Origin of the sequence: Pseudoalteromonas sp. Z1A8 (genome assembly GCF_011378855.1) — a bacterium.
In the GTDB taxonomy this organism is placed as follows: domain Bacteria; phylum Pseudomonadota; class Gammaproteobacteria; order Enterobacterales; family Alteromonadaceae; genus Pseudoalteromonas.
This window is the reverse complement of the sequence record NZ_WTLB01000002.1, coordinates 15,587-40,728: the sequence shown is the minus strand read 5'-3', so window position 1 is coordinate 40,728 and position 25,142 is coordinate 15,587. Positions and strand designations below refer to the sequence as shown.

Sequence of the window (25,142 nt, the reverse complement as noted above, 5' to 3'; positions counted from 1 at the left end):
TTTCGATTATGATGGGTGATTTTTTATTTTCAGATGAGCCAGAAGAGACAATCGATGAGATTGAACACGGTACCTGGAAAGTGTTAATTGTTGATGACGAACCTGAAGTTCATGCCGTTACAAAACTAGCGTTGAGTGATTTTGAGTTTCAAAATAAACGCTTAGAATTTATCAGTGCTTATTCGGGTGCTGAAGCCAAAGAGCTTATAAAAGAGCATACCGATGCAGCGATTGTGCTACTTGATGTAGTAATGGAAACCGATGATGCCGGCCTACAAGTTGCTAGGTTTATTCGCGAAGAGGCTAAAAATAATCATATACGAATTATTTTAAGAACAGGGCAACCTGGACAGGCTCCTGAGCGCCAAGTAATTATTAATTACGATATTAACGATTACAAATCAAAAACAGAGCTTACTGCTCAAAAACTATTTACTGTTATTATGTCGAGCCTGCGCTCGTATCGGGATATTATTTCGATTGAGCAGTCACGCGAAGGGCTTGAAAAAATAATTATAGCGTCTCGTGATATTTTTTCTGCGCATTCAATAGAGCACTTTATTGAAGGGGTTATGCAGCAGTTAACATCTTTACTTGGCGTTGCTGATCGAGCAGTATATGCGAGCACTTTGGTTGCGCAGAACCCAGGAAGTGGAAATAATAAAAAATTAATTGTGTGTTCTGGTACTGGCGATTTTGAAAAAAGTGAAGGTAAAGAGCTTGATGCGGTGCTACAAATACAGCAGTTAAGTGCATACCATCAGGCCCTTAATGAAAAAAGTATTATTTATAAAGAAAACTACTTATTTGCGTATTGCAGCAGCAAGTATAATCATAACTCAATACTGTTTATATCAGGGATCCCAAAAGATTTAACTGATATACAGCGACATTTAATTAAAATTTTCTCGCAAAATGTACAGCTTGCGTTTGAAAACGTACAACTTCAGTCTGAAATGAGACAACACAGTAAAACTTATTGATAAGTAGAGGCGGTTTTTAACCGTTTTCCTGATTAGATTTTTATAAAACAGAAGTACAGGGGCATATGGATTATTTAGCAGTAAAGCACTCACACATGGCAATTGCGATGTTAAGTGTGATTTTATTTTATGTTCGCGCATTTTCGCGAATGGGTAGTGGTAAATTAGCGAAAAATAAAGTGGTAATGATTGGCAGTCACAGCATAGATACGTTGTTGTTAGTGTCTGCACTTACGCTTATATTTATGGCAAAAATAAACCCGTTTGAACAATATTGGCTATTAGAAAAAATAGTTTTAGTGATTATATATATTGGTATTGGGGCTAAAAGCGCCAGACAAACTAAAATGACGGCTAAAGTTGCTTACGTTTTAGTTAATACCGCTGTTATTTTGGCTATAGGCTATTTGGCGACGTCTAAATCAGCTTTTTTGCTTTAAGTAATATCTAACTATTTGAGCTTTATAATTCTTTGTGAAGCTCAAATACGACTCCCTTCCAGAAAATATTCAAAAACATCTCTATATTGGTATATAGCTTTAAAGTTAGGTAAACTACGCTTTCGTTTTCTAAAATGTTGCAGTATTAATGACTACCCTCGGGTTTGACGAACACGATGAATCTTATCTTGATGATGCTTACGATGAATTTACACCTCCAGCGATTTATCGCTGTATTAAAGCAGAGTCAAAATGGGACCCTCAGATAGATTTAACACCATGTTATGAAACTTTAACTGACTTTGAACAGCAAATTTCAGCGCTGTGTTTAAAAGTGAGTGATGAGCACGATCGTCTCGAAAAATTATTAGATATGTTTTACAGCGATTGGCTATTTAGTGCCTCAGGCTTAAAAGTGCCTGAATATAAATTAAATACACTAAGCTATACACTTTCTATGCGCAGTGGTTCACCTACAACACTGGCAGTTATACTTTGTCACTTTTTACAGCAAGCTAACTTTGACGCGAATCTTAGTCTTACACAAGGTGATGTTGGCGTACATGTGGCGATTAGTGATGAAGAAGGTTACATAATAGAGCCAAGTAGTGGACAACAAAGCTGGTATATCATCCCTGAAAATGCAGACGAAGATGATGGCCAAGAGCAAGAGCCACTCGAACTCATTTTTGATGATGAAGTATATAAGCTATTTTTAGCTCAGCAAAAATGGTCTTTCATTAGCGAAAACAAATTTGGTCACGCTTTAACCTGTGTAGAGATGCTAATGGAGCTAATAGGCGACGACCCGTATGAGAGACGCGACAGAGGTTACTTATTAAATCAGCTCGGTTGCCCTAAAATGGCACGTGATGATTTACAGTTTTTTGTAGATGAGTGTCCGGATGATCCTGCAATAGAGATAATTCAGCACCAAATTGAAGAACTAGAAGATAATAATAAAACGCACCATTAAGAATAGGAATAATTATGGTTGAAACTCAAAGTGCATTAATTACTAATGATGCCGTTGTGCTTGGTTTACTTGCTGTTATTTTGGGGTTTATTTTTAAAACTTCAAACAGTGAGCGTCCAGCTTTAAAACGATTTTACAAATACGTACCAGCTTTACTACTGTGTTACTTTTTACCCTCGTTATTAAATACTTTTGGTATTGTAGATGGTAATAAATCTAATGTTTACTATGTGGCTTCGCGCTATTTACTGCCTGCCTGTTTAATACTTCTTACAATAAGTATTGATTTAAAAGCCATTATTAACTTAGGCCCTAAAGCACTTATTATGTTTTTAGTGGGTACACTCGGGATTGTTATTGGCGGACCATTAGCTATTTTAGTAGTGAGTGCATTTGATCCAAGTATTGTTGGCGGGCATGGACCTGATGCAGTATGGCGCGGTATGACAACTGTTGCGGGTAGCTGGATTGGCGGCGGTGCTAATCAAGCATCAATGAAAGAAATGTTTGAAGTTGGCGGTGATATATTTTCTGTAATGATTACAGTAGATGTAATTGTCGCTAATATTTGGATGGCTGTTTTATTGTTAATGGCAGCAAATCATAAAAAAATTGATGCTGCTACTGGTGCCGATACAAGCGCAATTGAAGATTTAAAAAAACGTGTTGAAGCCTATCACGCAGAACATGCACGTATACCTACACTTAACGATTACATGATGTTGCTTGCAATTGCATTTGGTATAACCGGTTTAGCGCATTTTTGCGCTGACTTTTTAGGCCCGTACTTTGGCACTACCTATGAGTGGGCAAAAGAATACAGCTTAAACAGTAAGTTCTTTTGGCTAATAGTTATATCAACAACGATAGGTATAGGCTTATCGTTTACTAAAGTAAGGCAAATAGAAGCGTTTGGCGCTTCTAAAGTAGCCTCTAGCTTTTTGTATATTTTAGTTGCATCAATTGGTTTGCACATGAACGTAACCGCTATTTTTAATAACCCAGGGTTATTTTTAGTTGGCGCAATTTGGATGCTAGTGCATGCAAGCATAATGTTAATAGTAGCTAAACTTATTAAAGCACCGTTATTTTATATGGCCGTAGGCTCTCAGGCTAATGTGGGCGGCGCAGCATCTGCACCTGTTGTAGCATCTGCGTTTCATCCGTCATTAGCGCCTGTTGGTGTTCTGTTAGCTGTATTAGGTTACGGCGTGGGCACTTATATGGCTTATATTTGTGGATTAATGATGCAAGCAGTTGCACCGTAAGGAATTTAAATGAAAGACCAAATTATTAAAATTAATGAAATTGAACTGGCAAACAACAAACCATTTGTATTGTTTGGTGGTATTAACGTATTAGAATCTCGCGATTTAGCTATGCGTGTTGCAGAGCATTACGTAGAAGTAACCACTAAATTAAATATTCCTTATGTATTTAAAGCATCATTCGATAAAGCTAACCGTTCTTCAATCAATTCGTACCGTGGTCCTGGTATGGAAGAAGGGTTAAAAATATTCGAAGAGATTAAAAATACGTTTAATATTCCTCTTATTACTGACGTACACGAACCGCATCAAGCAGCACCAGTGGCTGAAGTAGTTGATGTTATTCAGTTACCCGCCTTTTTAGCACGTCAAACAGATTTAGTTGTGGCGATGGCTAAAACGGGTGCAATTATTAACGTGAAAAAACCACAGTTTTTAGCGCCACACGAAATGCGCCATATCATTACTAAATTTAATGAAGCGGGTAATAACAACATCGCACTTTGTGAACGTGGCTCTAGCTTTGGTTACAATAATTTAGTGGTTGATATGCTGGGTATGGATGATATGAAAGCCATGGCGCCTGTTATTTTTGATGCAACGCATGCTCTTCAGCGCCCTGGTGGCCGAGCTGATTCTGCTGATGGTCGTCGTGCACAAGCTGCAGAGCTTGCTCGCAGTGGTATGGCTTTAGGCATAGCTGGTTTATTTATTGAAGCGCATCCTAACCCTAACGAAGCTAAATGTGATGGCCCATGTGCACTAGCGCTTAGCAAGTTAGAAGGCTACTTAACGCAAATGAAAGCGGTTGATGATTTAATTAAAAGCTTTGCACCACTTGATACAAGTGCAAGCGACTTATAACTCAGCATAATGTTTATTAAAAAGCGACTTAAGTCGCTTTTTTTATGCCTTTAATATACACAAACTTATATGATGTATATAATCTCACGCATAAGAAAAACTAATTCTAAGCTTGGTTATTATGTCAAGACGAGTACCTCCATTAAACGCATTAAAAGCCTTTGAAGCGGCTGCGCGTCATTTAAGTTTTACAAAAGCAGCAGAAGAGCTTTATGTAACGCAGGCGGCAGTGAGTCATCAAATAAAAACACTTGAAGAGCATTTAGGTTTGAAGTTGTTTTTACGTAAAAATCGCTCTTTACTATTAACTGAAGAAGGCCAAGGCTATTTTTTAGATATTAAAGAGATTTTCACTCAGCTTATTGATGCAACTGAAAAGCTATTAGCGCGTGGTGCTAAAGGCTCACTAACAGTAAGTTTAACGCCAAGCTTTGCTATTCAGTGGTTAGTGCCTCGTTTGAGTTTATTTAATGAGTTGCATCCAGAAATAGACGTACGAATAAAAGCGCAAGACCAAGATGAAAATTCACTGACTGATGACGTAGACGTTGCTATTTACTATGGCCGAGGCCATTGGAATGGTGTTCAGGCATATAAACTTCATACCGAATACTTAGTACCACTTTGTAGCCCTATGTTGTTAAGCGGGCCAAAGCCGCTTGATCAACCTAGTGATTTAGCGCATCACACTCTATTGCACGACACGACACGTAAAAACTGGAAAACATGGATGAAAACCGCAGGTGTGCGTAATGTTCAAGTTAACCAAGGTCCTATATTTAGTCACTCATCTATGGTGCTTCAAGCTGCAGTACACGGGCAAGGTGTGGCAATAGGTAATAGTGTTTTAGCTAAACCTGACATAGATGCAGGGCGTTTGGTTATCCCATTTAATCACAGTTTAGAGAGTAAAAATGCGTATTATTTAGTGCTACGTGAATCGCAAACAGAGCTTGGCAAAATAGTCTCGTTTAAAGAGTGGATGTTGAGCTTAGTAGAGCATGAGCAGGAATATGAGTATTAATAATGATTGAATGGTTTAAAAGCACGGCACGACCTGCAATTGCACAGTTTATATTTGCGCATGGGGCAGGCGCCGGTAGCTATTCTGACTTTATGCAACACATGGCAAAATTAATAAGCGAGCAAGGTGTTGATGTTGGTTTATTTGATTTTGAATATATGCAAATTGCTAAACAAACCAATAAACGCAGGCCGCCTGAACGAGCGCCAAAACTACTTATTTATTATGAACAAGTGCTAACGAATGCTCAGCCAGATTTACCCTTATTTATAGGCGGTAAATCGATGGGCGGTCGCATGGCATCAATGCTCGCATGTACCACTGAGCAGCCCGTTAAAGGTGTTGTTGCATTTGGGTATCCATTTCATCCGCCGGGTAAGCCAGAAAAACTACGCACCGACCATTTTGCTGATATTATTTGTCCTTTTTTAGTATTACAGGGCGAGCGAGATACATTTGGTACGCGTGAAGAACTGCTTACTATGCAAATGCCAAAGCAGCCTTTGCTTACATGGCTAACTGATGGCGATCACTCATTAAAGCCGCGTAAAAAAAGTGGTGTAACTGAACTGCAAAATAGAGAAACAGCGGCATTAAGGGCTGTTGAATTTATTAAGCAACAAATTGAGAAGTGTTAAAACTCGATTAGGAGGTTAAATGATAAAATTATTTTTAATGGCCGGCAGTATTTTTTGTATGCTTTCGGTTATGTTAGGTGCATTTGCTGCCCATGGTTTAAAAAGCCGTTTATCGGAGTATTCATTAGGGGTTTTTAAAACAGCTGCTGAGTATCAGATGGTGCATGGACTTGCATTGATTGCGGTGGCTATTTTAATTAAATGGGGCATAAACCTAAGTTGGGCTGGTGGCTTTTTTATAACGGGCACACTACTTTTTAGTGGCAGTTTATATTTACTCGCTCTAACAGGAATGAAGTGGCTAGGGCCGATAACACCACTTGGTGGGTTGTGCTTTATTATTGGTTGGATTGTTATTTTAGTGCAAGTTGCACGATTTAAGTTTTAAAGAGTTTAAGGGTTAATATGTCTAGTGTTGTGATTTTTTGTCGTAGTGGTTTTGAAAACGATGCCGCTGCTGAAATAACGTTTCATGCTGCAGAGCAAGGTTTTGCAGGGTATGTAAAAGCAAAACCAAATACAGGTTATGTTGTTTACGAATGTTTTGAAGCGCATCACAGCGACGAAATAATCAAAAAGGTCGATTTTAAAAACATGGTGTTTGCACGCCAATGGTTTGCCGGTACATTACTCGAAAATATGCCAGTGGAAGACCGTGTAAGCGCAGTAGTCGAAGCTGCTAAAGGCTTTACATTATGCTCAGAGCTACGCGTAGAAACGCCAGACACAAATGAAGGTAAAGAGCTTTTAACGTTCTGTAAAAAAATCTCAACACCGCTTAAAAAAGCTCTCGAAAAACAAAATACTGTACTGCGTGAGCCAAAAGCAAACCGCCCAGTAATGCATGTTATGTTTTTAACAAACAATACGGCTTATGTGGGTTACTCGTATAGCTTTAATAACTCTCCATTTTTTATGGGTATTTTACGCCTTCGTATGCCAAGCGATGCGCCGAGTCGTTCAACGTTAAAATTAGATGAAGCATTTAATGTATTTATTCCTGAGCAACAACGTGAATCACGCGTGGCTGCAGGTATGCGCAGTGTTGATTTAGGCGCATGCCCAGGTGGGTGGACTTATCAGCTTGTACGCCGAGGTATGTTTGTAAGCGCTATTGATAATGGCCCAATGAACGACGATTTAATGCAAACCGGGCAAGTTAAACACTTTAGAGTCGACGGTTTTAAATATCGCCCAGAAAAAAGAAATATTACTTGGTTAGTGTGCGATATGGTAGAAAAACCAACCAAAGTGACGACGCTAATGATTGACTGGGCAGTAAATGCATACGCAAAAGAGTTTATATTTAACTTAAAGCTGCCTATGAAAAAGCGCTTTGATAGTGTTTATGAATGCCTTTCGATGATCAGAAAAGAGCTTGAGAAACATGGTATTAATTACGAGTTACAAGCTAAGCATCTATATCATGATCGTGAGGAAATAACCGTTCATTTAAACGTTACTAAAGTGCCACAAAATTTGTATAGCTAGCATTTTCATGTGGTAACAAAAATGGGTCGCTGGACCCATTTTTACTTTTAACTTCTGTATTTAGGCCTGTAATTATCAACCCATAAACGCGTTGCACCGCATACAGCTACAGGCATAACTATTAAGTTTATAAACGGGATTGCGGTTAGTAGCATTACGGCAAAACCAAACCCGTATGATAAACCTTGCTTAGATTTTAAATCGTCTTTCATCTGCTTAAAGCTAATTTTATGGTTATCAAACGCATAGTCTTCATACTGCACCGCGTACATCCAACAGGTAAACAAAACCCATAATATTTGGCCTATGACAGGTAAAACCCAAAGTAGTATGAAAAAGCCAATTGCGCGAGGAAGGTAATAACATAATTTTGTCCACTCACGGCCAAGCATTCTAGGCACATCTTTTAATAAATCGGCAAAACCGTCATCATTAATTTTTTGACCCGTTAAATAAAGCTCAACTTTTTCGCTTAATAAAGCATTAAAGGGGGCTGCAATAAAATTAGTGATGACTGTAAAGAGCATACTATAGCTAAATAGCACGACTAATACTGCAATTGGCCACATTAGCCATTCAAGCCAGCTTAACCACTCTGGTAGCATGTTATTGATATAGCTAAAGCTATCACTTAACCATCCAAATAAGAAAAACAACGAACTACCAAATAGCAAAATATTAATTAAAAGCGGGATAAGTACAAAACGCTTTAACCCCTTTTGGCTAATTAATTTAAATCCTGAAAAAAAATATTCCATACCTTGTGTGATCTGCACTGTAACCTCAAAAAATATTCACCATTAGTGACAGTATAAATAGCTGAGTAATTTTAAACAGTATTTTTAGGTAACAAAGTGTTTAAGTTAAATAATAACAACGGCCAGTTTACTATTTTCTCCTCCCAGCTTAATAAGCGACAATTAGTTTGCAAGCTGTATATATTAGCACTATGGCGTAATTAAACGCTAACTTAGCTTGATTTTTGGGCAGTGCAAAGCGTACTATAGCTGATCTAGCCACTCTAGGCTTAGGCATCGTTTTGATGCATTGTGGAGAAATTAGTAAAGTTGCCGCGTCAGTGCGTTGCAAAAATAAAGGGTATAAATAGTGATGTACAAAAATCAGGAAGTAATTTTACGATTGCGCGCTAATATTCCAGCGTTTGAATGCGTAAAAGGATGCCACGACTGCTGCGGGCCAGTAACAACATCTTCAGAGGAAATGTCGCGCTTACCGGTAAAAACAGATGCGGAGCATGAAGCGGCGTTAAACGAGTTCAATTGTGTGCATCTTGGCCCCAATGGCTGCACTGTATATGACGAGCGCCCATTAATTTGTCGCTTATTTGGTACTACGCCAAAAATGCCTTGTCCGAATGATCGTCGACCAGATGAGCCTGTTGACCCTAAAATTGAGCGCGAAGTACATCACTTTATAGCAAACACGCGTCAAGTATTAGTGTAAGTATCGTATTTATTAAAGTAATAGAGCGCTTATTAAGCGCTTTTTTTATGTGTGTTATACGCGTTGCTAATAATTTAGAAACTATCAATAAATTTACCCAAAATATTATCTTCGTTATTTTTACAAAAATACTATCAATACATATTAAATATATTGCGAGATTAATGATGCATTTGACTATTAATATACTTAGCCTTATGTATCTTGTTCTATCGCTGTACTTTCCATCTCTTTATTTATATTGCTATTTCTGTTTTCCTAACCCCTTCAAAATTGTTGTTTTATATTTGTTTATTATTAAAAATAGCTGTAAGCAAGGCTTTACTATTGTGTAAATTCACTATTAATAATTAGAGTACCGTTGGATTAGGTGGCTGAAAAGGGTAAAATATTTACAAGTTGGCAGTTAAGATATTTGTTATGGCATTTTCTAAACTCGAAATAAAGTAAGATCGAAAGATAATTTAACCTTTTGATTCGCGTCGCTTCATTTCGTATTTAGGGTGGGTGTTGTGGTATGTCGCTATGTCGGTAACTAAAAATCCATCAAGAGACGATAAATGAGCACTACTGGAGTAACAAAACAACATGAGGATGAGCATTCATCTACAATAAAGTATTTGGCTGGGGTTGATATACCGGTATTTTTAATCAGTGGTGGCATCCTTGTGCTATTTGCTGTGCTAGCACTTTATGATATTGATTTAATGTCGAGTTGGATCAATACCGCCTTTGCTTTTTCTACTAAGACGTTTGGTGCCTTTTGGCAAATATTATTGCTTTCGACCTTTATAATTGGGTTGTTTTTAGCCTTTGGACGTACCGGAAAAGTGGTATTAGGTGGTTTAAAAAAGCCAGAGATTACCACCTTTAAGTGGATCAGCATTATTATGTGTACACTCCTTGCTGGTGGTGGGGTGTTTTGGGCTGCTGCTGAGCCCATGGCGCATTTTATTTCGCCGCCGCCAATTTTTGGTGGTGAGTCAGGCACTAAAGAGGCTGCATTTAATGCTTTAGCGCAAAGCTTTATGCATTGGGGGTTTTTAGCCTGGGCTATTTTAGGCAGCCTTACTGGCATAGTTTATATGCATTTACATTACGAAAAAGGTTTACCGCTTAAGCCGCGTACTTTGTTGTATCCGGTATTTGGCGATCGCGTAATGAAAGGCGCATTTGGTGCTATTGTCGATTCGTGTTGTGTTATAGCTGTAGTAGCAGGCACGGTAGGCCCTATTGGTTTTTTAGGGTTGCAAGTAAGTTTTGGTTTAGAAAAGCTATTTGGTATTCCAGATACTTACACCACTCAAGTGGCTATTTTATTTGGTTTAATTGCAATTTATACTCTATCTGCTGTAAGTGGCGTCACTAAAGGAATTCAATTACTCAGTCGCTTTAATGTAATTTTAGCCGTAGCGTTAATGCTGTTTATTTTGCTGATGGGGCCTACAGCTTTTATTTTTGATAGCTATATTCATTCGTTTGGGCTTTATATTAATAACTTTATTCCTATGGCCACTTTTCGTGCCGATACCGCCTGGTTAGACTGGTGGACGGTATTCTTTTGGGGCTGGTTTTTAGGTTATGGACCTTTAATGGCTATGTTTGTTGCACGAATTTCACGCGGCCGTACTATTCGCGAAATGATCACGCTTATCTCAATAATTGCTCCTGTTATTACTTGTTTTTGGTTTACGATAGTGGGTGGTTCTGGTATATTTTTTGAGTTAGCAAACCCGGGTGTTATTTCAGAACCCTTTGCGGGCTTAAATTTACCCGCTGCACTGTTGGCCATTACTGAGCAGCTGCCTATGGGCTTTGTTATATCGGTGTTGTTTTTAATTTTAACCACAATATTTGTAGCAACCACGGGTGACTCCATGACCTACTCTGTATCTATGGTAATGACGGGTAACGATCATCCGCAAACACCCGTTAGAGTGTTTTGGGGCATTATGATGGGGGTTATGGCAGCAATATTAATTTCGATAGGTTCAGGTGGTATTTCTGCACTGCAGTCGTTTATTGTAGTAACCGCCGTACCTGTATCATTTGTGTTGTTACCATCACTTTGGACTGCCCCACAAATTGCGAAAAAAATGGCTACTGAGCAAGGTTTATAAGCAATAGGTATTAAAGCTAAATAAAGGATTGATTGCCCAACGTGAGGTAATCAATCTTATTTATTGGTTAGCGCCCCCGGCATCGAGTCTAGAGTGGTCGGGGTTTTCTACCAAGACCCCACACCGAGATAATTTATTTTTAGCCAAATATCTTCGTCAATTCCGATCCCATGATTAACTGAGTGATTTTTGTTTTTTTCAATTTTTTCAGCGCTAATCATATAACTGTTATCACTTTGAAGTGAGGTAGTTATACCAACCTGCATAAATATTTGATCAATTTAACGAATTAAATTGCACTATAACGTTGTTAAAAATTTTTTATTTAGAATAACTTGATACAAAAATTTTTGCCTAGTTCTAGCGTAATTTTCTTAACGTTAAATAGACCCCCTATATAAGCAGATTGGTATTAAATCGACCCTTGAACTACAAATAATGGTTAACGCTTGCTTGTTATCAGTGGTTATTAAGTTGGTTACACCGCTGCTATAGCTAGGGTAACGTCTACCTAAAACGCCCGCATAAAGTAATGCTAATACGACTAATCTGTATGTTCTTTTTATTATTTAGTGCACTTAATAGCGATAAGCCTAGTCCTAGAAGCAAAATAGGGGCGGGTATAAAAGCAGGATAAATCAATACTAAAATTGGCGTAGCAATAACCCCTAAGCCAAAACCAAGTAAACTTTGCAGTGCAGCAGCACCAGCAATAAGGGTTAAAGCAAGGATTAAAATTAAAGGCTCGGTGAGCATAATCACACAGCAAATAGGCATAACGATTAAGTTTATAAATGGTATAGCGGTTAATAACATAACAGCAAAACCAAATCCGTACGATACACCTTGCTTAGCTTTTAAATCGTCTTTCATCTGCTTAAAGTCAATTTTATGGTTATCAAACGCATAGTCTTCGTATTGCACCGCACACATCCAACACGTAAATAAACCCCATAATACTTGACCAATGACCGGTAAAACCCAAAGTAATATAAAAAAGCCAATAGTGCATAGAGGGTAGTAGCACAGCTTTGTTCACTCACGGGCAAGCATTCCAGGTACATCTTTAACTAATTCAGAAAAGCCGTCATCGCTAATTTTTTGGCCCGTTAAATAAAGCTCAACTTTTTCGCTTAATAAAGCATTGAATGGGGCTGTAATACCAACCTGCATAAATTTTTGATCAATTTAACGAATCAAATTGCACTACAACGTCGTTAAAAGTTTTTTATTTAGAACAACTAGATACAAAAATTTTTGCCTAGTTCTAGCGTAATTTTCTTAACGTTAAATAGACCCCATATATAAGCAGATTGGTATAATAAAATTAGTGATTATAGTAAATAGCATGCTGCAGCCAAATAATACGACGCAAAACTGCGATTGGCCACATTAACTACTCTAGCCAGCTTAACCACTCGGGTAGTATGTTATTTATGTAGCTAAAACAGTCGTTTAACCAGAAAAATAAAAAAACGAGCTATCAAATAGTAAAATATTAATTAAAAGCGGGATAAGCACAAAACGCTTTAACCCTTTTTGGCTAATTAATTTAAATCCTGAAAAAATATTCCATACCTTGCGTGATCTGCACTGTAACTTCAAAAATATTTTCCATTAGTGACAGTTATAAATAGCTGAGTAATTTTAAACAGTATTTTTAGGTAACAAAGTGTTAGCTTTAATGTTGCTATTTTGGTTATATGGTAACTACAGATGTTTAGTAATATGCAATTATGATTGATCAAAATAGGTCAGATTAGTTTTTTATTAATAAAATAATAAACTTACTAATCATGACTATACTGAACTTTACTCCATAGTAAAAAAGCATCTGCTTGAGGCTTTTGTTGTATCAATATGTATAAATAATGCGAGCAAGTAAAAATGGGTACGGACAGGTTAAAAAAGTTATTATCTCACCAGCAAGGCATTTTATCTAAAATTGCATTAGGGGCACCTTTAAATGAGGTGCTTACTGAAATTTGTTTATCGATAGAAAAAATTATGGATGATGAATCTGCTAGGTGTTCCATTTTATCAGCTAAAGGCGAGCAGCTTTTTCATTGTGCAGCCCCAAATATTCATCCAGAGTACTGTGGTTTGCTTAATGGAGTTTACATAGGGCCAAAAGTGGGTTCATGTGGTACTGCTGCATTTTCGAAATCGCGCATAATTGTAGAAAATATTGAAACTTCACCACTGTGGGAGGACTTTAAAGACTTAGCGTTAAAGTTTGATCTTAAGTCATGTTGGTCAACGCCTATTATGTCAACTCAAGCTGATTTGTTAGGCACCTTTGCTATTTACCATAGCAGCCCTAAAATTCCATCAAAACAAGATTTAGAATTAATAGATTTTTTTGTACACTTTTCAAGTATCGCTCTTGAAAAAAGTAACGAATTTGAAAAGGCAAAACAGCTTGTCGCTAATTTACAGCACAGTAATGAAAAATTTAAAGCCTTTACCAAAGTAATGCCCGATCTCATCCTTATTTTAAGCGAAGAGGGCGTATATACCGATGTTTATGGTACCTCTAATGAGTTACTGCTTGAGTCGACGGTAGATATTATTGGTGAAAATGTTAAAGGCTTACTTCCTCAAAAAGATGCGCAAATGATAATGGCAGTCATTGCAAAAACGTTGTCGACTAACGATATGCAAATCTTTGAATATGAATTAAATGTCCCGAAGGGGAGTATAGTTTTTGAAGGACGAGCCGCTGCTTTAGATCATTACCACCCTGAGAACCCGACAAAAAGGCATATTGTATGGATGGCCAGGGATATTTCAATAAGGAAAAAAGCAGAGCAAGAAGTTCATAAGCTCGCATTTTATGACCCACTCACCAATCTGCCAAATAGAAGAATGCTTAGTGATAGGTTAAACACGTGCGTAGAGAGCATAAAAAGTATAAAAAATATTGGAGCTTTATTATTTTTAGACCTAGATAACTTTAAGCGTATTAATGATTCGTTGGGGCACAGTGCCGGAGACGAAGTACTTGTAGAGCTATCAAAAAGATTAAACGCCATAATCAAAAGCTCAGACACGTTGGCTAGAGCCGGTGGCGATGAGTTTATTATTTTACTTGAAGACATAGGTGAAAATACAAAGCAGGCAATTTATGAATGCGAATCCGTGACTAAAAAAATTCAGAGCGTGTTTCATGATAATTTTGAAGTCGGCGAACTTGCCTTTCAAGTAAGTTGCAGCATAGGTATTTGCCTAATAGACAGCGTAAATGCACAAACTGATAATATATTAAAGTTTGCCGATACTGCTATGTATCGCTCTAAAAAGAAAGGCGGAAACAGCAGTAGTTTTTACGATCCTGCGTCGCAAACTCTGCTGGAAAAGCAAACTGAGCTTGAAACCGACATTGTTAGAGCTATTGCTTCTGATGAGTTTTGTGCTTATTTTCAGCCACAAGTTAATACTTGCGGAGATATTATTGGAGCTGAAGCGCTAATTAGATGGAACCATCCGCAAAGAGGCCTGATAGCACCAAATGAATTTATACCTATAGCCGAGCAGTACGGACTTATACAAAAACTACAAAATGCAGTATTACGCGATATATGTATTTTAATTAATGAACTTAAAGAAGCCAGCGCTATTGACGATTCGTTCTGTGTTTCAATTAATATTAGCCAAAGTCAGTTTAATTCATCAAATTTAAAAAAGGAGCTGTTTAGTACTATAAGCGAGTTTGATATTCGAGCTTCACAAATTAAGTTAGAAATAACCGAGTCGATGATCTCAAACGATATAGAATATACAATTAAACAAATGAAAGAGCTTATTGCTGCAGGCTTTTTGTTTTCGATTGATGATTTTGGAACTGGGTATTCTTGCTTAGCTTATTTAAGTGCGTTTCCTGTTAAAGAACTAAAAATAGATAAGAGCTTCATTGATAAAATTTTAGACAATGACATTGGTTTTAATATCGCGCAAACAATTATCAGCTTAGGAAAAAGCTTAAACTTAGCGGTAGTGGCAGAAGGTGTAGAAACCGCTGAGCAGTACAATTTACTTAAAAAAATGAATATTGATTCGATGCAAGGTTACTTAATCGCAAAACCAATGGATAAGGATCGCTATTTAAAATGGCATAACGCTAAAAATAAGCCTCACAATCTCATTACTTAAAGCTCAACGCAATTTAATAGCAATAATCTAACTGCTCATTTTGGTACTGGATTATTTATTGCTCTTAGTGATGAAATTTCACAATGCAGTCTCCCCTAAAGATTTTTTTGTTAAACAGTGCTAAGCTACGCCCGCTTAAATATATTATTTAAAGCTTAATCAACTTATAACAATGAATGGAAGCTTTATGCAGTTAGTCGATTTGAACCCTAATGACCCCGATGTAGTCAATGTATTTGATGATATAGACCGACTTATAAACTCTTTATATCCTGTTGCTACCGCGCAGTCTCTTGAGTTAGACGAATTAACCTCACCTAATGTATATGCTATTGGTTTAAAAACCGAAGAGGGAATTATAGCCTGCGGTGCGATTGTAGAGAAATTTGATACTCAACCTTATGGCGAAATAAGACGTTTGTACGTTAAACCAAGCCATCGTGGTAAAGGGCTATCGAGACGTATTATGCAAATTTTATTGCATCAAGCTGGTGAAAAGCAAATCCCGTTAATACGTTTAGAAACAGGCCCAAAGCAAATTAAATCGATCAGTTTATATGAAAATTTAGGCTTTAAACGTTGTGGCAGCTTTGGCTCATATGTCGATAATCCACAAAGTGTATTTATGGAACTAGGGCTTAGCCAATAAGTTAACTAGCTATGCGGCATGTTAAAGTTTAACGTGTCGTAAATATCCTTCCCTACAATCACCCATTATTACCTTGCAATAAACGCTATTCTTAAAACTAATCACTATAAAAACTCCTTTTATAGATAAGCAAAAAATACTTCACTGTTTTTAACACCTGTCTTCGTATAAAATCTGTCTCGATAATTAGTAATTAACTTACAAAGCGAGAATTTTTATCTTTTCTAATAGTAGCGATAAACCAATGAGCGAAATAACAGTAGTAACCCACAATGGTAATTTTCATGCAGACGACGTTTTTAGTATTGCGGTACTTAAACATATTTTGCCAGCGTTTAAGCTTGTTCGTACTCGCGATAAAGCGCTTATAGAAAGTGCTGATATTGTTGTTGATGTAGGCGGCGAATATAACCCAGATACAGGTCGATTTGATCACCATCAACGCGGTGGTGCGGGTGAGCGTGAAAATGGTACTCCTTTTTCATCATTTGGTTTAATTTGGAAAAAGTACGGTTTAATGCTTTGTAATGATAATCAAGCAGTAGCAGATAGAGTTGACTCTGGTTTAGTATCGACTATTGATGCCATTGACTGCGGTTATGTAAAAGGCGTAGTTGAGGGCATAACACTGAGCCAAACAATTTCAATGTTTAATCCTACATGGGAAGAAGAAAGTAACTTTGATGCCTGTTTTGATGAGGCTGTTGAATTTGCAGCGCGTATGCTAACGCGTTTTATCGCTTCAGCTCACGGTAGTGTTAATGCAAAAGCGATTGTTGCTAAAGCAATTGAAAATGCAGAAGATGCTCGAGTAATCGTGCTTGAAAAATACACCCCATGGAAAAAAACAGTGCATATTTTATCAAGCGATGCGTTATACATGGTTTATCCGTCGCATTCAGGGCAGTGGATATTACAAACAGTGCCAGTTGAGCCAGGCTCATTTGAAGATAGAAAATCGCTTCCTAAAACATGGTCAGGCCTATCTGATGAATCTTTTGTAGATGAAACAGGTATTGAAGACGCTGTGTTCTGTCACAATGGTTTATTTATAGCGGGTACTAAGTCGTTTGAAAGTACAATGAAGCTTGCCGCAATGGCATTAGCTGAATAAGTAAAATAGCTAAGTAACAACATTTGTACGTTACTTAGCTAATTAAATTACGTGAGAACGTTATGTTTGAAGTAAAAACTATCGCGCTATTTGTCATAACTGCTCTTGCCGAAATTATTGGCTGTTACCTTCCTTATCTTTGGCTTAAAGAGGATAAAAGTATATTACTTTTAATTCCTGGTGCTTTAAGTTTAGCTTTATTTGCTTGGTTATTATCTCTCCACCCTGATGCAGCAGGTCCTGTATATGCAGCTTATGGCGGCGTATATATTTGTGTTGCGCTATTATGGTTATGGGTTGTTGATGGCGTAAAGCTCACTATGTGGGATGGTATTGGTGGAGCTGTTGCTTTACTGGGTATGGCCATTATTATGTTTGCACCTAAAAGTGTTTAATCTCGTCCAATTTCCTTTTGTTAAAATATCCTATACTCAAATAAATTAAACTGCAGAGATAGGAAGCCAACTATGAATATTTACAAATCACTGCTTTTACTCTTTGGCTGCCTTGTTTTGATAACTGCTTGTAGTAAAAATCCTTTAAAAACCAATGTTATTACCTCGATACCTACGCCTTGGTGGGAGCCATTAACGCCTGATGTTGTTATTAATAACAATGAATTTTATTTACAAGGTTGCTCGTCTATCACTCGGGTTGCTAGTGAAGGCAGTATAAAAACAGCAAGCATTATTTTGAATATACCTACTCGGTTATTGTCTAGCTGCCCAGAAAATCAAAGCAATAAACGCCTTAAATACGATGGCATGTATCTTACATTGACGCTTTGCAGGGTGGCATTTGGCGCTGGTGGCTGCGCAGATGAGCGCTATAGAACTCTTAATTTTGTTAATTGGGAAGAGTATATAGGTATTACATGGCTCAAAAGTGAAAAGTACGAAGCATGGCGCAAACTTGGATCTACATCTTCAAAAGCTGACTCAATAACCAAAGTAGTAATTAATTAAGCAAAAATTTATATAATTTTGGAAGTGAAACTCACCATCATAACCCGCTATATACTGCCAATCATAAAGTTAATTAGCAGCTAAGCCTTATTAATTAAGGGCTCGTTGGCTGTGTAATAAAGTGGGTATTTATAATCTTAAAAATTACTCGTTACGAGTAAAAATACTTGTTGGACTTGAATCCCTATTTTTCTTTTAATGCGCGCAATCAGCCGATACTCACTATTGGCATTCATCAAATAAAAGAGAAAGATAAATGAAAGAAACAACATCACTAGAACAAGCTCGTACGAGCTACAATGTTCGTCATTGGAGCCAAGGTTTTTTTGGTATTAATGATCAAGGTGATGTGTATGTGGCGCCAAAGGCACATGCCCCAGAGCAAACTATTGCATTAACAGATATCGCAAAACAACTACAAGATAAAGGTTTAAGCCTACCTGCTTTAGTTCGTTTTCCGCAAATTTTACACCATCGTGTACACAGCTTATGCGGCGCATTTAATACTGCGATCGAAAACTATGGTTACCCTAAAGATTACCTATTAGTTTACCCAATAAAAGTAAACCAACAACGTGAAGTAGTTGAAGAAATAGTAGCAAGCCAAGCACAAGTAGAAAAAAAGCAACTTGGTTTAGAAGCAGGCAGCAAGCCTGAACTACTAACAGTATTAGCACTGGCTGAAAAAACCAGCGCCGTTATTGTATGTAATGGCTACAAAGATAAAGAATACGTACGTTTAGCACTGATTGGCGAAAAGCTAGGTCATAAAGTGTATATCGTTCTTGAAAAGCTTTCTGAGCTAGACATGGTACTTAGCCAAGCAAAAGAGCTTAACGTAAAACCACGCATTGGTATTCGCGTACGTTTAGCGTCGCAAGGTAAAGGTAAGTGGCAAGCAAGTGGCGGCGAAAAGTCAAAATTTGGTTTATCTGCATCGCAAGTTTTACACGTAGTAAATCGTTTAAAAGACGCAAACCAACTTGATTTATTGCAGCTAGTACATTTTCACTTAGGGTCGCAAATGGCAAACATTCGTGACGTACGTTTAGGCGTGAGTGAAGCTGCACGCTTTTACTGCGAACTACGTAAACTAGGCGCAGAAATTGATTGCCTTGATGTAGGCGGTGGTTTAGCTGTTGATTATGATGGAACACGTAGCCAATCGCATAACTCTATGAATTACAGCTTAGCTGAATACGCAAATAATATTGTGTACACCATTGGTGATACATGTAAGCAGTACGAGCAACCAATGCCGACTATTATTTCTGAGTCGGGCCGTGCGCTTACAGCGCATCATGCTGTGCTTATTTCCAATGTTATTGGTACTGAAAGTTACACGCCAGAAGAGTTAGTAGCGCCAGCAATAGATGCACCACTTTTATTAAAAAACATGTGGGCATCGTTTGTACAGTTAACTGATTTAACAGATGACCGTGCATTAATTGAAATTTATCACGACAGCCAAGGTGACTTAGCTGAAGCGCATAACCAGTTTGCATTAGGTTTATTAGACTTATCGCAGCGTGCGTGGGCTGAGCAAATTAATATTCGTATTTGTTATGAACTTAATAAGCACATGGATAATAAAAACCGTTTTCATCGTCCTATTATTGACGAGTTAAATGTACGTTTAGCCGATAAGTTTTTTGTAAACTTCTCGTTGTTTCAATCGCTTCCAGACGCATGGGGCATTGATCAAGTGTTTCCGGTATTGCCATTAAGCGGATTGACTGAAGCACCAAAAAAACGTGCTGTATTACTTGATATAACCTGTGACTCAGACGGTGCACTTGAACATTACGTAGATGGACAAGGTATTGAAAGCACATTACCAGTACCAGAGTTTAGTGCTGATAAACCATACTTAATGGGCTTTTTCTTGGTGGGTGCTTATCAAGAAATTTTAGGTGATATGCATAACTTATTTGGCGATACGCACAGCGCGATTGTTAATATGGATGAGCAAGGCGTTGCAAGTATTACCGAAATAAACCAAGGCGATACAGTTGCCGATATGATGCGCTATGTACATTTAGATGTTGAGAGTTTTCAGCAATCATATGAGCACTTAGTAAGCACTAAACTTGAAAAACACGAACAGCAAAGCGTTTTAGACGAGTTGCAAAGCGGCCTTGATGGCTACACTTATTTAGAAGAGTTATAAGCAATGTCGACTTTGTTTGGTCACGCAGATCACTCATTGTACTCAAATGGGATGACGTTTTTGCGTCGTCCTATGGTGCAAAATATTAATGCAATTGATGCAGACGTAGTGGTTTTAGGCTTACCGTTTGACTTAGCGACATCGGGTCGCCCTGGCGCACGTTTAGGTCCTGATGCCATTCGCAGAGCGTCGGTTCATTTAGCATGGGAAGACACTAAGTACCCGTGGACGTTCCCGTTGTTTGAACGCTTAAAAGTGGCAGACGCAGGGGACTTTACTTACCCAGTTGGCGATTCTGAGTATTTTACTGCGCAACTAGAAATGGCTGCTGAGCAAATACTTCGCCAAAGTAAAACGCTATTAGGTTTAGGGGGGGATCACTTTGTGACGCTTCCACTATTACGTGCTCATGCAAAAATACATGGCAAAATGGCATTAGTACATTTTGATGCGCACACAGATACCTATAGTAACGGTTCGCGTTTTGATCACGGCACTATGTTTTATCATGCGCCAATGGAAGGGCTAATTGATGTTGAACGCAGTATACAAATAGGTATTCGTACCGACTTTGATCAAAGCAAACATGAGTTTGCTGTGATTGATGCAATGCAAGCCAACGATTTACATGCAAATGATATTGCAGCGCAAATACTTGAGCGAGTAGGTGACCTACCTGTTTATTTAACATTTGATATAGATTGTTTAGATCCTGCGTTTGCGCCTGGTACAGGCACTCCTGTGTGTGGTGGTTTAACGTCAGATAAAGTACTTAAAGTACTGCGCGCGCTAAAAGGCATAAATATGGTAGGTATGGATGTGGTAGAAGTATCACCTTCGTATGACCAAAGTGAGCTTACCGCTATTGCCGCAGCAACCATTGCGAGCGAATTATTACATTTGTGGACACATAAAAATAAGTACTAATTTATTTTAAAATAGAGTTTAAAACTAAATAGGGTATGCGCTGGCATACCCTTTTTTAGTTAGAGGTATCGATTATTCAGTAATTTAATTTCTTTTAACCAAATAACGCTTAGCCCAATAAGCGGAAGGTTAGTAGTTACAGGGTTAAATGCTTCAATAAGTAATTGTGGCTGCATTACAACTACAGCGAGTAAAAGGCCAATTAACGCTAAAATATTTAAAATTATTAGGTGTTTATTTTTGTAAAACACAAATAAACACAATCCAAATATAATTTCGCCAACACCCGCCGAACGTGTAATCAAGTCAGACACTTCGGCTGAAAAACCAGCACTGCCCGTCATTAACTTTTCAAGTGGCGCTACGTGATAAAGCTTTGGGAAAAAGCCGTGATATATCCAACTTAAACTCACTATGTAGCGAGCAAGTTGAATATAACCGCGATTATTTCCTAGCATTATCAATACGCTCTTGTGCACTTGGGTGGCTAGATAAGTACTCTAATAAGTTATTCACTTTTTCAAGGTGTTCGTTTTCGCTAGTATGTGCACTTTGCAGTGCTTCAATTGCATCAGCAAAGTCATTGCTCGAATATCCTAAGTGTTCAAGTTGTATGAGTGCAAAACTATCAGCTTCACGTTCCATATCACGTGAAAATCCTTGCTGAGCAAACGATGCACCCGTACCTAATACAACCTCTGCAACACCTTCTAAATCACCAAATACAACCGCTAACACAATCGTACTTGCGGCAGATTGCGCTGTAATACGTACGCTATGCTGGTGGACTACATGACCCATTTCGTGTAGCAATACCGCTTTTAGCGCATTGGGTTTATCGGCAAGTAAATTGGCTAACTCATCGGTGACGACTATGCGACCATGGGGTAGTGCGAATGCATTAGCGCCAAAACTGTCTGATTTATAAAACGATAATCGATAAACTGATTGATCAAGCGATAATGCATTAAGCATATCTTTAAAATGCGCTTGTACTTTAGCTTGCTGCTCTGCGGGTAGCTCACTTGGGTCAAGCGCAATTTTTTTAATAAGGGTAAAACTCTGCTCACCCATTTGCTCTACAACACTACGCGGTAGGGTATCAACACTATAAACAGCAATGGCGGGCACTGCTTTATAAAGTACTAACCACATAAATAGTGGCGTAAAAATTACGGCGGCTAAAATGGCCCACTTACTTTTTTCAAGGCGTTCCATTATATGATGGTTATTTTCTTTAAATGGCCACCTGTAACTTACATCAAGTGGAATAAAACGACTGCCATCTTCAAAGTTTAGTTCGTCAGCAAGTCCTGCCATCCCCGAACTTAAATTAAGACTTGAGATTGCGTGGCGAGCAATAACATATTCATCGTTAATAATTTCAATGTGTGTGTCGCTAATAGTTGCAACACACACCTGATAATTACTCGATGCTTTGGGAAAAAAATGTCCCTTTACATGCATAGTGAGCTCTTAAGTTAAAGAAAGGTCAATATCAAATACGTTTGCAGCTTCTTCAGCAAATGATGATTGCTGATCCTGCGCGGTATCAATCAGATTCAATGCACCAGGATAAATAGTGACGTTAGTTACATCGGCAAGCATTTTTGATGTACGTACTTTTGTCCATGGGTATGCAAGCCCTAAAGAAAATACAATAGCCAACATATTAGTGAGTAGTAAAACGGCGAAAGGAATGGGCTTTAGCTCTGATTTAAATGTAGCAACGCCTTCAAAATGGCTGTTATCAAAAATGTGATTTCTAATAGCGGCGTGCCATACAGCTGAAACAATGGCAATCATTAGCACATAGGCAATCATCATAAATATAGGAAGCATAACCATAGCAGGGGAGTTTTCTAAGTTTTGTGCATTTTCAACATCTAATAAGTTGAGGCCAAATAATCCTAAAATCCCCATAAATACCACCATTGTGATAGAGCTGACCACAAAACAAATTAGCGCTGTTAGGTAATAGGTTTCGCCTTTTAGATTTACAGTAAGTGGTTGGTCGCCGTAACTAATGTTGCTATGGATATAGCTATCAATACGTTTTATAACATAAGGCATTAATAAATAGAGTGTAAATATGCTTGCTATAGGTAAAAGTATAAAGTTAACAAAGGCTTCGCCATAACTGCCTTTAAAAGCAAAGCGAACATTACGATGGCGCGTCATACGCAGATTAAAACGTAAACCTTGGTTAATAATCCATGGCATTAAAAAGATAAAACCAATAGCAATAAACAGGCCAAGTATAGGCATAAAGCTAATAGAGAATGTGTAAATAAAAAACACAATAACCGCTAAAATCCGGCCTTTTAAAATTTGTATTGGCGTTGCTAGGTAGTCAAAACTATGACCATCTATTCGAGTATGACCGTAAAAATAGCGATGCGTACGTACTTTAGCCCACGCAGAGTATATGCCGAGCGTAATAACACTCAGTAATATATTCACAATCCAAATGCCAAAAAACTCACCGCCTTTACCACTAAACTGCACTTTTCCGCTAAATATGGGTTCAGCAGGCTCATTTACTGGTGGGTTTGCTTCGGGGGGAGTAGGGTGTATTGATTCCATTAAAATTATATCCATGTTGTTTTTTTGTTAATTTACCTAAATTTGGTGCAAAATTCAATGTTTATAATAACACCACAGTTTTGCAAGTAGCTGATTAAAAGGCTATAAGTATTAGCAGTAGGCTTAAAATTGTGTGCCTATTAATTTTAAATTAAGCACAAAATTAATATAATTAGATATCTGCTTTATCGCACTCAACTTTTAACCGTTTTTAAACACATATGGATTTTTATTATGCTGCAAGCAGTTGTTTTAGGCGGGGTAGAGTTTAGCCCTTTGATTATTTACTTTCCTATCGCTTTTATTTTAACAGCCATTACACGTTTTATATTACATCGTTTAGATTGGCACGACCGTATTTGGAAGGTGGCTTGGTTTGAGGTGTCTTTATTTATTTGTTATTTGGCCTTAACCGTTTACCTACTCAGTGGAAGATAAATTAGATGACAAAATATCTACGTATACTTTTAACCATAATCGTTGTTATAGCCGCTGTATTTGCAGGACGATGGGTATGGACTGATTACATGCATACTCCTTGGACTCGAGATGGTCGTATTCGAGCTGAAATAGTCACCGTTTCGCCCGATGTGTCGGGGTGGGTAATTGGGCTAAACATTAAAGATGGTCAAAATATAAAAAAAGGTGACTTACTTTTTAGTGTTGACAACAAACGCTACCAAGCGGCACTTGATAGGAGTAAAGCGACTACTGAAAATGCTTTATACACTTGGGAGTTGGCAAAACATAAACTAGCTCGCCGAAAAGGTTTAAACACTCAGCAAGCAATTAGTGAAGAAGGGCTTGAGTCAACACGCATTAATTCAAAAATAGCAAAAGCCAATTATGAACTTGCAAAAACAGATCAAGCATTAGCTCAACTTAACTTTGATAGAACAAAAGTGTATGCCCCCGTTAGTGGGCAAATTATTAACTTAAACTTACGCCAAGGTAATTATGTAGCTCAAGGCAAATCGGTATTTGCCATTGTAAAATCAGATTCGTTTTACGTTACGGGTTACTTTGAAGAAACTAAAATTCCTTTAATCCATGACAATCAAAAAGCTAAAATATCACTGTTAAGCGGTGGCAAGGCTTTAACCGGGCATGTAATTAGTGTGGGTAAAGCCATTGCGAATACAAACACGCAAAGTAATACACAGCTTTTACCCGTGGTACAGCAAACATTTAACTGGGTGCGTTTATCACAGCGAATTCCTGTTGATATAAAACTAGATTCGGTGCCAGAGGATATACAGCTTAGCGCCGGAATGACCGCCACAATACACCTCAATACTCAGTAGGGAGAAT

General features: G+C 37.9%; 23 protein-coding genes and 3 pseudogenes. 20 read left to right on the top strand and 6 right to left on the bottom strand.

What is annotated here, in order from left to right; all coding sequences use genetic code 11:
- Positions 1-8 precede the first annotated feature (8 nt).
- The 9 genes and pseudogenes from GQR55_RS01035 to rlmM form a co-directional block, all read left to right on the top strand.
- Positions 9-959, top strand: a pseudogene (locus GQR55_RS01035) (DUF3369 domain-containing protein); the annotation flags it as partial.
- Between the two features lie 89 nt (positions 960-1,048).
- Positions 1,049-1,423, top strand: a complete 375-nt coding sequence (locus tag GQR55_RS01030) for a SirB2 family protein (protein ID WP_166419125.1) — start codon at positions 1,049-1,051, stop codon at positions 1,421-1,423.
- A 148-nt stretch (positions 1,424-1,571) separates the two neighbouring features.
- The gene (locus tag GQR55_RS01025; RefSeq protein WP_166419124.1) at positions 1,572-2,399 is read left to right on the top strand and encodes a tetratricopeptide repeat protein; all 828 of its coding nucleotides are present in this window, start codon (positions 1,572-1,574) and stop codon (positions 2,397-2,399) included.
- Positions 2,400-2,413: 14 nt separating this feature from the next.
- On the top strand, positions 2,414-3,667 hold the full coding sequence (locus tag GQR55_RS01020) for a DUF819 family protein (RefSeq protein WP_166419123.1): 1,254 nt from the start codon (positions 2,414-2,416) through the stop codon (positions 3,665-3,667).
- A gap of 9 nt (positions 3,668-3,676) precedes the next feature.
- The gene (kdsA, locus tag GQR55_RS01015; RefSeq protein ID WP_166419122.1) at positions 3,677-4,531 is read left to right on the top strand and encodes a 3-deoxy-8-phosphooctulonate synthase; all 855 of its coding nucleotides are present in this window, start codon (positions 3,677-3,679) and stop codon (positions 4,529-4,531) included.
- Positions 4,532-4,652: 121 nt separating this feature from the next.
- Complete coding sequence (locus tag GQR55_RS01010) at positions 4,653-5,555, top strand: transcriptional regulator GcvA (protein ID WP_166419121.1); 903 nt, start codon at positions 4,653-4,655, stop codon at positions 5,553-5,555.
- 2 nt (positions 5,556-5,557) lie between these two features.
- Positions 5,558-6,193, top strand: a complete 636-nt coding sequence (locus GQR55_RS01005; protein ID WP_166419120.1) for an alpha/beta family hydrolase — start codon at positions 5,558-5,560, stop codon at positions 6,191-6,193.
- A 19-nt stretch (positions 6,194-6,212) separates the two neighbouring features.
- Positions 6,213-6,581 carry a DUF423 domain-containing protein gene (locus tag GQR55_RS01000; protein ID WP_166419119.1) on the top strand — a complete coding sequence of 123 codons (369 nt, stop codon included), beginning with the start codon at positions 6,213-6,215 and terminating at the stop codon, positions 6,579-6,581.
- A 17-nt stretch (positions 6,582-6,598) separates the two neighbouring features.
- Positions 6,599-7,684, top strand: a complete 1,086-nt coding sequence (rlmM, locus tag GQR55_RS00995; protein WP_166419118.1) for a 23S rRNA (cytidine(2498)-2'-O)-methyltransferase RlmM — start codon at positions 6,599-6,601, stop codon at positions 7,682-7,684.
- Between the two features lie 47 nt (positions 7,685-7,731).
- Here the strand turns inward: rlmM and cysZ (GQR55_RS00990) are convergent, their stop codons facing one another.
- A complete protein-coding gene (gene cysZ, locus GQR55_RS00990; protein WP_166419117.1) occupies positions 7,732-8,460 on the bottom strand; it encodes a sulfate transporter CysZ in 729 nt (242 codons plus the stop codon).
- A 334-nt stretch (positions 8,461-8,794) separates the two neighbouring features.
- Here cysZ (GQR55_RS00990) and GQR55_RS00985 point away from each other — a divergent pair, with 334 nt between their 5' ends.
- Together GQR55_RS00985 and GQR55_RS00980 are read left to right on the top strand one after the other, a co-directional pair.
- Positions 8,795-9,148: a YkgJ family cysteine cluster protein gene (locus GQR55_RS00985; protein WP_165728894.1), complete on the top strand. Its 354-nt coding sequence runs from the start codon at positions 8,795-8,797 to the stop codon at positions 9,146-9,148.
- Between the two features lie 560 nt (positions 9,149-9,708).
- Entirely contained in the window at positions 9,709-11,268 is a 1,560-nt protein-coding gene (locus tag GQR55_RS00980; protein ID WP_166419116.1) for a BCCT family transporter, read from the top strand.
- Positions 11,269-12,033: 765 nt separating this feature from the next.
- Here the strand turns inward: GQR55_RS00980 and cysZ (GQR55_RS00975) are convergent.
- Positions 12,034-12,429 (bottom strand): annotated as a pseudogene (gene cysZ / locus GQR55_RS00975) (sulfate transporter CysZ); the annotation flags it as partial.
- Positions 12,430-12,588: 159 nt separating this feature from the next.
- Positions 12,589-12,862: pseudogene (locus GQR55_RS20135) on the bottom strand (EI24 domain-containing protein); the annotation flags it as partial.
- 293 nt (positions 12,863-13,155) lie between these two features.
- Here GQR55_RS20135 and GQR55_RS00965 point away from each other — a divergent pair.
- From GQR55_RS00965 to speB, 7 genes are all read left to right on the top strand, one after another.
- Positions 13,156-15,420, top strand: coding sequence for an EAL domain-containing protein (locus GQR55_RS00965; protein ID WP_166419115.1), 2,265 nt, complete (start codon positions 13,156-13,158; stop codon positions 15,418-15,420).
- A gap of 187 nt (positions 15,421-15,607) precedes the next feature.
- Positions 15,608-16,069, top strand: coding sequence for a GNAT family N-acetyltransferase (locus tag GQR55_RS00960; RefSeq protein WP_166419114.1), 462 nt, complete (start codon positions 15,608-15,610; stop codon positions 16,067-16,069).
- 244 nt (positions 16,070-16,313) lie between these two features.
- The gene (locus GQR55_RS00955; RefSeq protein WP_166419113.1) at positions 16,314-17,183 is read left to right on the top strand and encodes an MYG1 family protein; all 870 of its coding nucleotides are present in this window, start codon (positions 16,314-16,316) and stop codon (positions 17,181-17,183) included.
- A 62-nt stretch (positions 17,184-17,245) separates the two neighbouring features.
- Positions 17,246-17,578 carry a YnfA family protein gene (locus tag GQR55_RS00950; protein ID WP_166419112.1) on the top strand — a complete coding sequence of 111 codons (333 nt, stop codon included), beginning with the start codon at positions 17,246-17,248 and terminating at the stop codon, positions 17,576-17,578.
- Positions 17,579-17,650: 72 nt separating this feature from the next.
- A complete protein-coding gene (locus tag GQR55_RS00945) occupies positions 17,651-18,148 on the top strand; it encodes a hypothetical protein (RefSeq protein WP_166419111.1) in 498 nt (165 codons plus the stop codon).
- Positions 18,149-18,404: 256 nt separating this feature from the next.
- Positions 18,405-20,318, top strand: coding sequence for a biosynthetic arginine decarboxylase (gene speA / locus GQR55_RS00940; protein WP_166419110.1), 1,914 nt, complete (start codon positions 18,405-18,407; stop codon positions 20,316-20,318).
- A 3-nt stretch (positions 20,319-20,321) separates the two neighbouring features.
- Entirely contained in the window at positions 20,322-21,245 is a 924-nt protein-coding gene (speB, locus tag GQR55_RS00935; protein ID WP_166419109.1) for an agmatinase, read from the top strand.
- A 59-nt stretch (positions 21,246-21,304) separates the two neighbouring features.
- On the opposite strand, the gene GQR55_RS00930 is transcribed toward speB, so the two are convergent.
- The 3 genes from GQR55_RS00930 to GQR55_RS00920 are packed head-to-tail and all read right to left on the bottom strand — an operon-like array spanning position 21,305 to position 23,831.
- Entirely contained in the window at positions 21,305-21,703 is a 399-nt protein-coding gene (locus GQR55_RS00930; RefSeq protein WP_166419108.1) for a DoxX-like family protein, read from the bottom strand.
- Positions 21,690-22,712 (bottom strand): M48 family metallopeptidase, encoded by a 1,023-nt coding sequence (locus tag GQR55_RS00925; protein ID WP_166419107.1) that lies wholly within the window; start codon positions 22,710-22,712, stop codon positions 21,690-21,692. The genes GQR55_RS00930 and GQR55_RS00925 overlap by 14 nt, the downstream gene beginning before the upstream one ends.
- Before the next feature lie 9 nt (positions 22,713-22,721).
- On the bottom strand, positions 22,722-23,831 hold the full coding sequence (locus GQR55_RS00920) for a YjgN family protein (protein ID WP_166419106.1): 1,110 nt from the start codon (positions 23,829-23,831) through the stop codon (positions 22,722-22,724).
- Positions 23,832-24,065: 234 nt separating this feature from the next.
- Here GQR55_RS00920 and GQR55_RS00915 point away from each other — a divergent pair, with 234 nt between their 5' ends.
- A complete protein-coding gene (locus GQR55_RS00915; RefSeq protein ID WP_024600681.1) occupies positions 24,066-24,269 on the top strand; it encodes a DUF1656 domain-containing protein in 204 nt (67 codons plus the stop codon).
- Between the two features lie 5 nt (positions 24,270-24,274).
- Positions 24,275-25,135 carry an HlyD family secretion protein gene (locus GQR55_RS00910; protein ID WP_166419105.1) on the top strand — a complete coding sequence of 287 codons (861 nt, stop codon included), beginning with the start codon at positions 24,275-24,277 and terminating at the stop codon, positions 25,133-25,135.
- Positions 25,136-25,142 lie beyond the last annotated feature (7 nt).

Bases quoted from the DNA above. Each gene is read 5' to 3' on its own strand.
- GQR55_RS01030 (WP_166419125.1), top strand. From the start codon at position 1,049: ATGGATTATTTAGCAGTAAAGCACTCACACATGGCAATTGCGATGTTA.
- GQR55_RS01025 (WP_166419124.1), top strand. From the start codon at position 1,572: ATGACTACCCTCGGGTTTGACGAACACGATGAATCTTATCTTGATGAT.
- GQR55_RS01020 (WP_166419123.1), top strand. From the start codon at position 2,414: ATGGTTGAAACTCAAAGTGCATTAATTACTAATGATGCCGTTGTGCTT.
- kdsA (WP_166419122.1), top strand. From the start codon at position 3,677: ATGAAAGACCAAATTATTAAAATTAATGAAATTGAACTGGCAAACAAC.
- GQR55_RS01010 (WP_166419121.1), top strand. From the start codon at position 4,653: ATGTCAAGACGAGTACCTCCATTAAACGCATTAAAAGCCTTTGAAGCG.
- GQR55_RS01005 (WP_166419120.1), top strand. From the start codon at position 5,558: ATGATTGAATGGTTTAAAAGCACGGCACGACCTGCAATTGCACAGTTT.
- GQR55_RS01000 (WP_166419119.1), top strand. From the start codon at position 6,213: ATGATAAAATTATTTTTAATGGCCGGCAGTATTTTTTGTATGCTTTCG.
- rlmM (WP_166419118.1), top strand. From the start codon at position 6,599: ATGTCTAGTGTTGTGATTTTTTGTCGTAGTGGTTTTGAAAACGATGCC.
- GQR55_RS00985 (WP_165728894.1), top strand. From the start codon at position 8,795: ATGTACAAAAATCAGGAAGTAATTTTACGATTGCGCGCTAATATTCCA.
- GQR55_RS00980 (WP_166419116.1), top strand. From the start codon at position 9,709: ATGAGCACTACTGGAGTAACAAAACAACATGAGGATGAGCATTCATCT.
- GQR55_RS00965 (WP_166419115.1), top strand. From the start codon at position 13,156: ATGGGTACGGACAGGTTAAAAAAGTTATTATCTCACCAGCAAGGCATT.
- GQR55_RS00960 (WP_166419114.1), top strand. From the start codon at position 15,608: ATGCAGTTAGTCGATTTGAACCCTAATGACCCCGATGTAGTCAATGTA.
- GQR55_RS00955 (WP_166419113.1), top strand. From the start codon at position 16,314: ATGAGCGAAATAACAGTAGTAACCCACAATGGTAATTTTCATGCAGAC.
- GQR55_RS00950 (WP_166419112.1), top strand. From the start codon at position 17,246: ATGTTTGAAGTAAAAACTATCGCGCTATTTGTCATAACTGCTCTTGCC.
- GQR55_RS00945 (WP_166419111.1), top strand. From the start codon at position 17,651: ATGAATATTTACAAATCACTGCTTTTACTCTTTGGCTGCCTTGTTTTG.
- speA (WP_166419110.1), top strand. From the start codon at position 18,405: ATGAAAGAAACAACATCACTAGAACAAGCTCGTACGAGCTACAATGTT.
- speB (WP_166419109.1), top strand. From the start codon at position 20,322: ATGTCGACTTTGTTTGGTCACGCAGATCACTCATTGTACTCAAATGGG.
- GQR55_RS00930 (WP_166419108.1), bottom strand. From the start codon at position 21,703: ATGCTAGGAAATAATCGCGGTTATATTCAACTTGCTCGCTACATAGTG.
- GQR55_RS00925 (WP_166419107.1), bottom strand. From the start codon at position 22,712: ATGCATGTAAAGGGACATTTTTTTCCCAAAGCATCGAGTAATTATCAG.
- GQR55_RS00920 (WP_166419106.1), bottom strand. From the start codon at position 23,831: ATGGAATCAATACACCCTACTCCCCCCGAAGCAAACCCACCAGTAAAT.
- GQR55_RS00915 (WP_024600681.1), top strand. From the start codon at position 24,066: ATGCTGCAAGCAGTTGTTTTAGGCGGGGTAGAGTTTAGCCCTTTGATT.
- GQR55_RS00910 (WP_166419105.1), top strand. From the start codon at position 24,275: ATGACAAAATATCTACGTATACTTTTAACCATAATCGTTGTTATAGCC.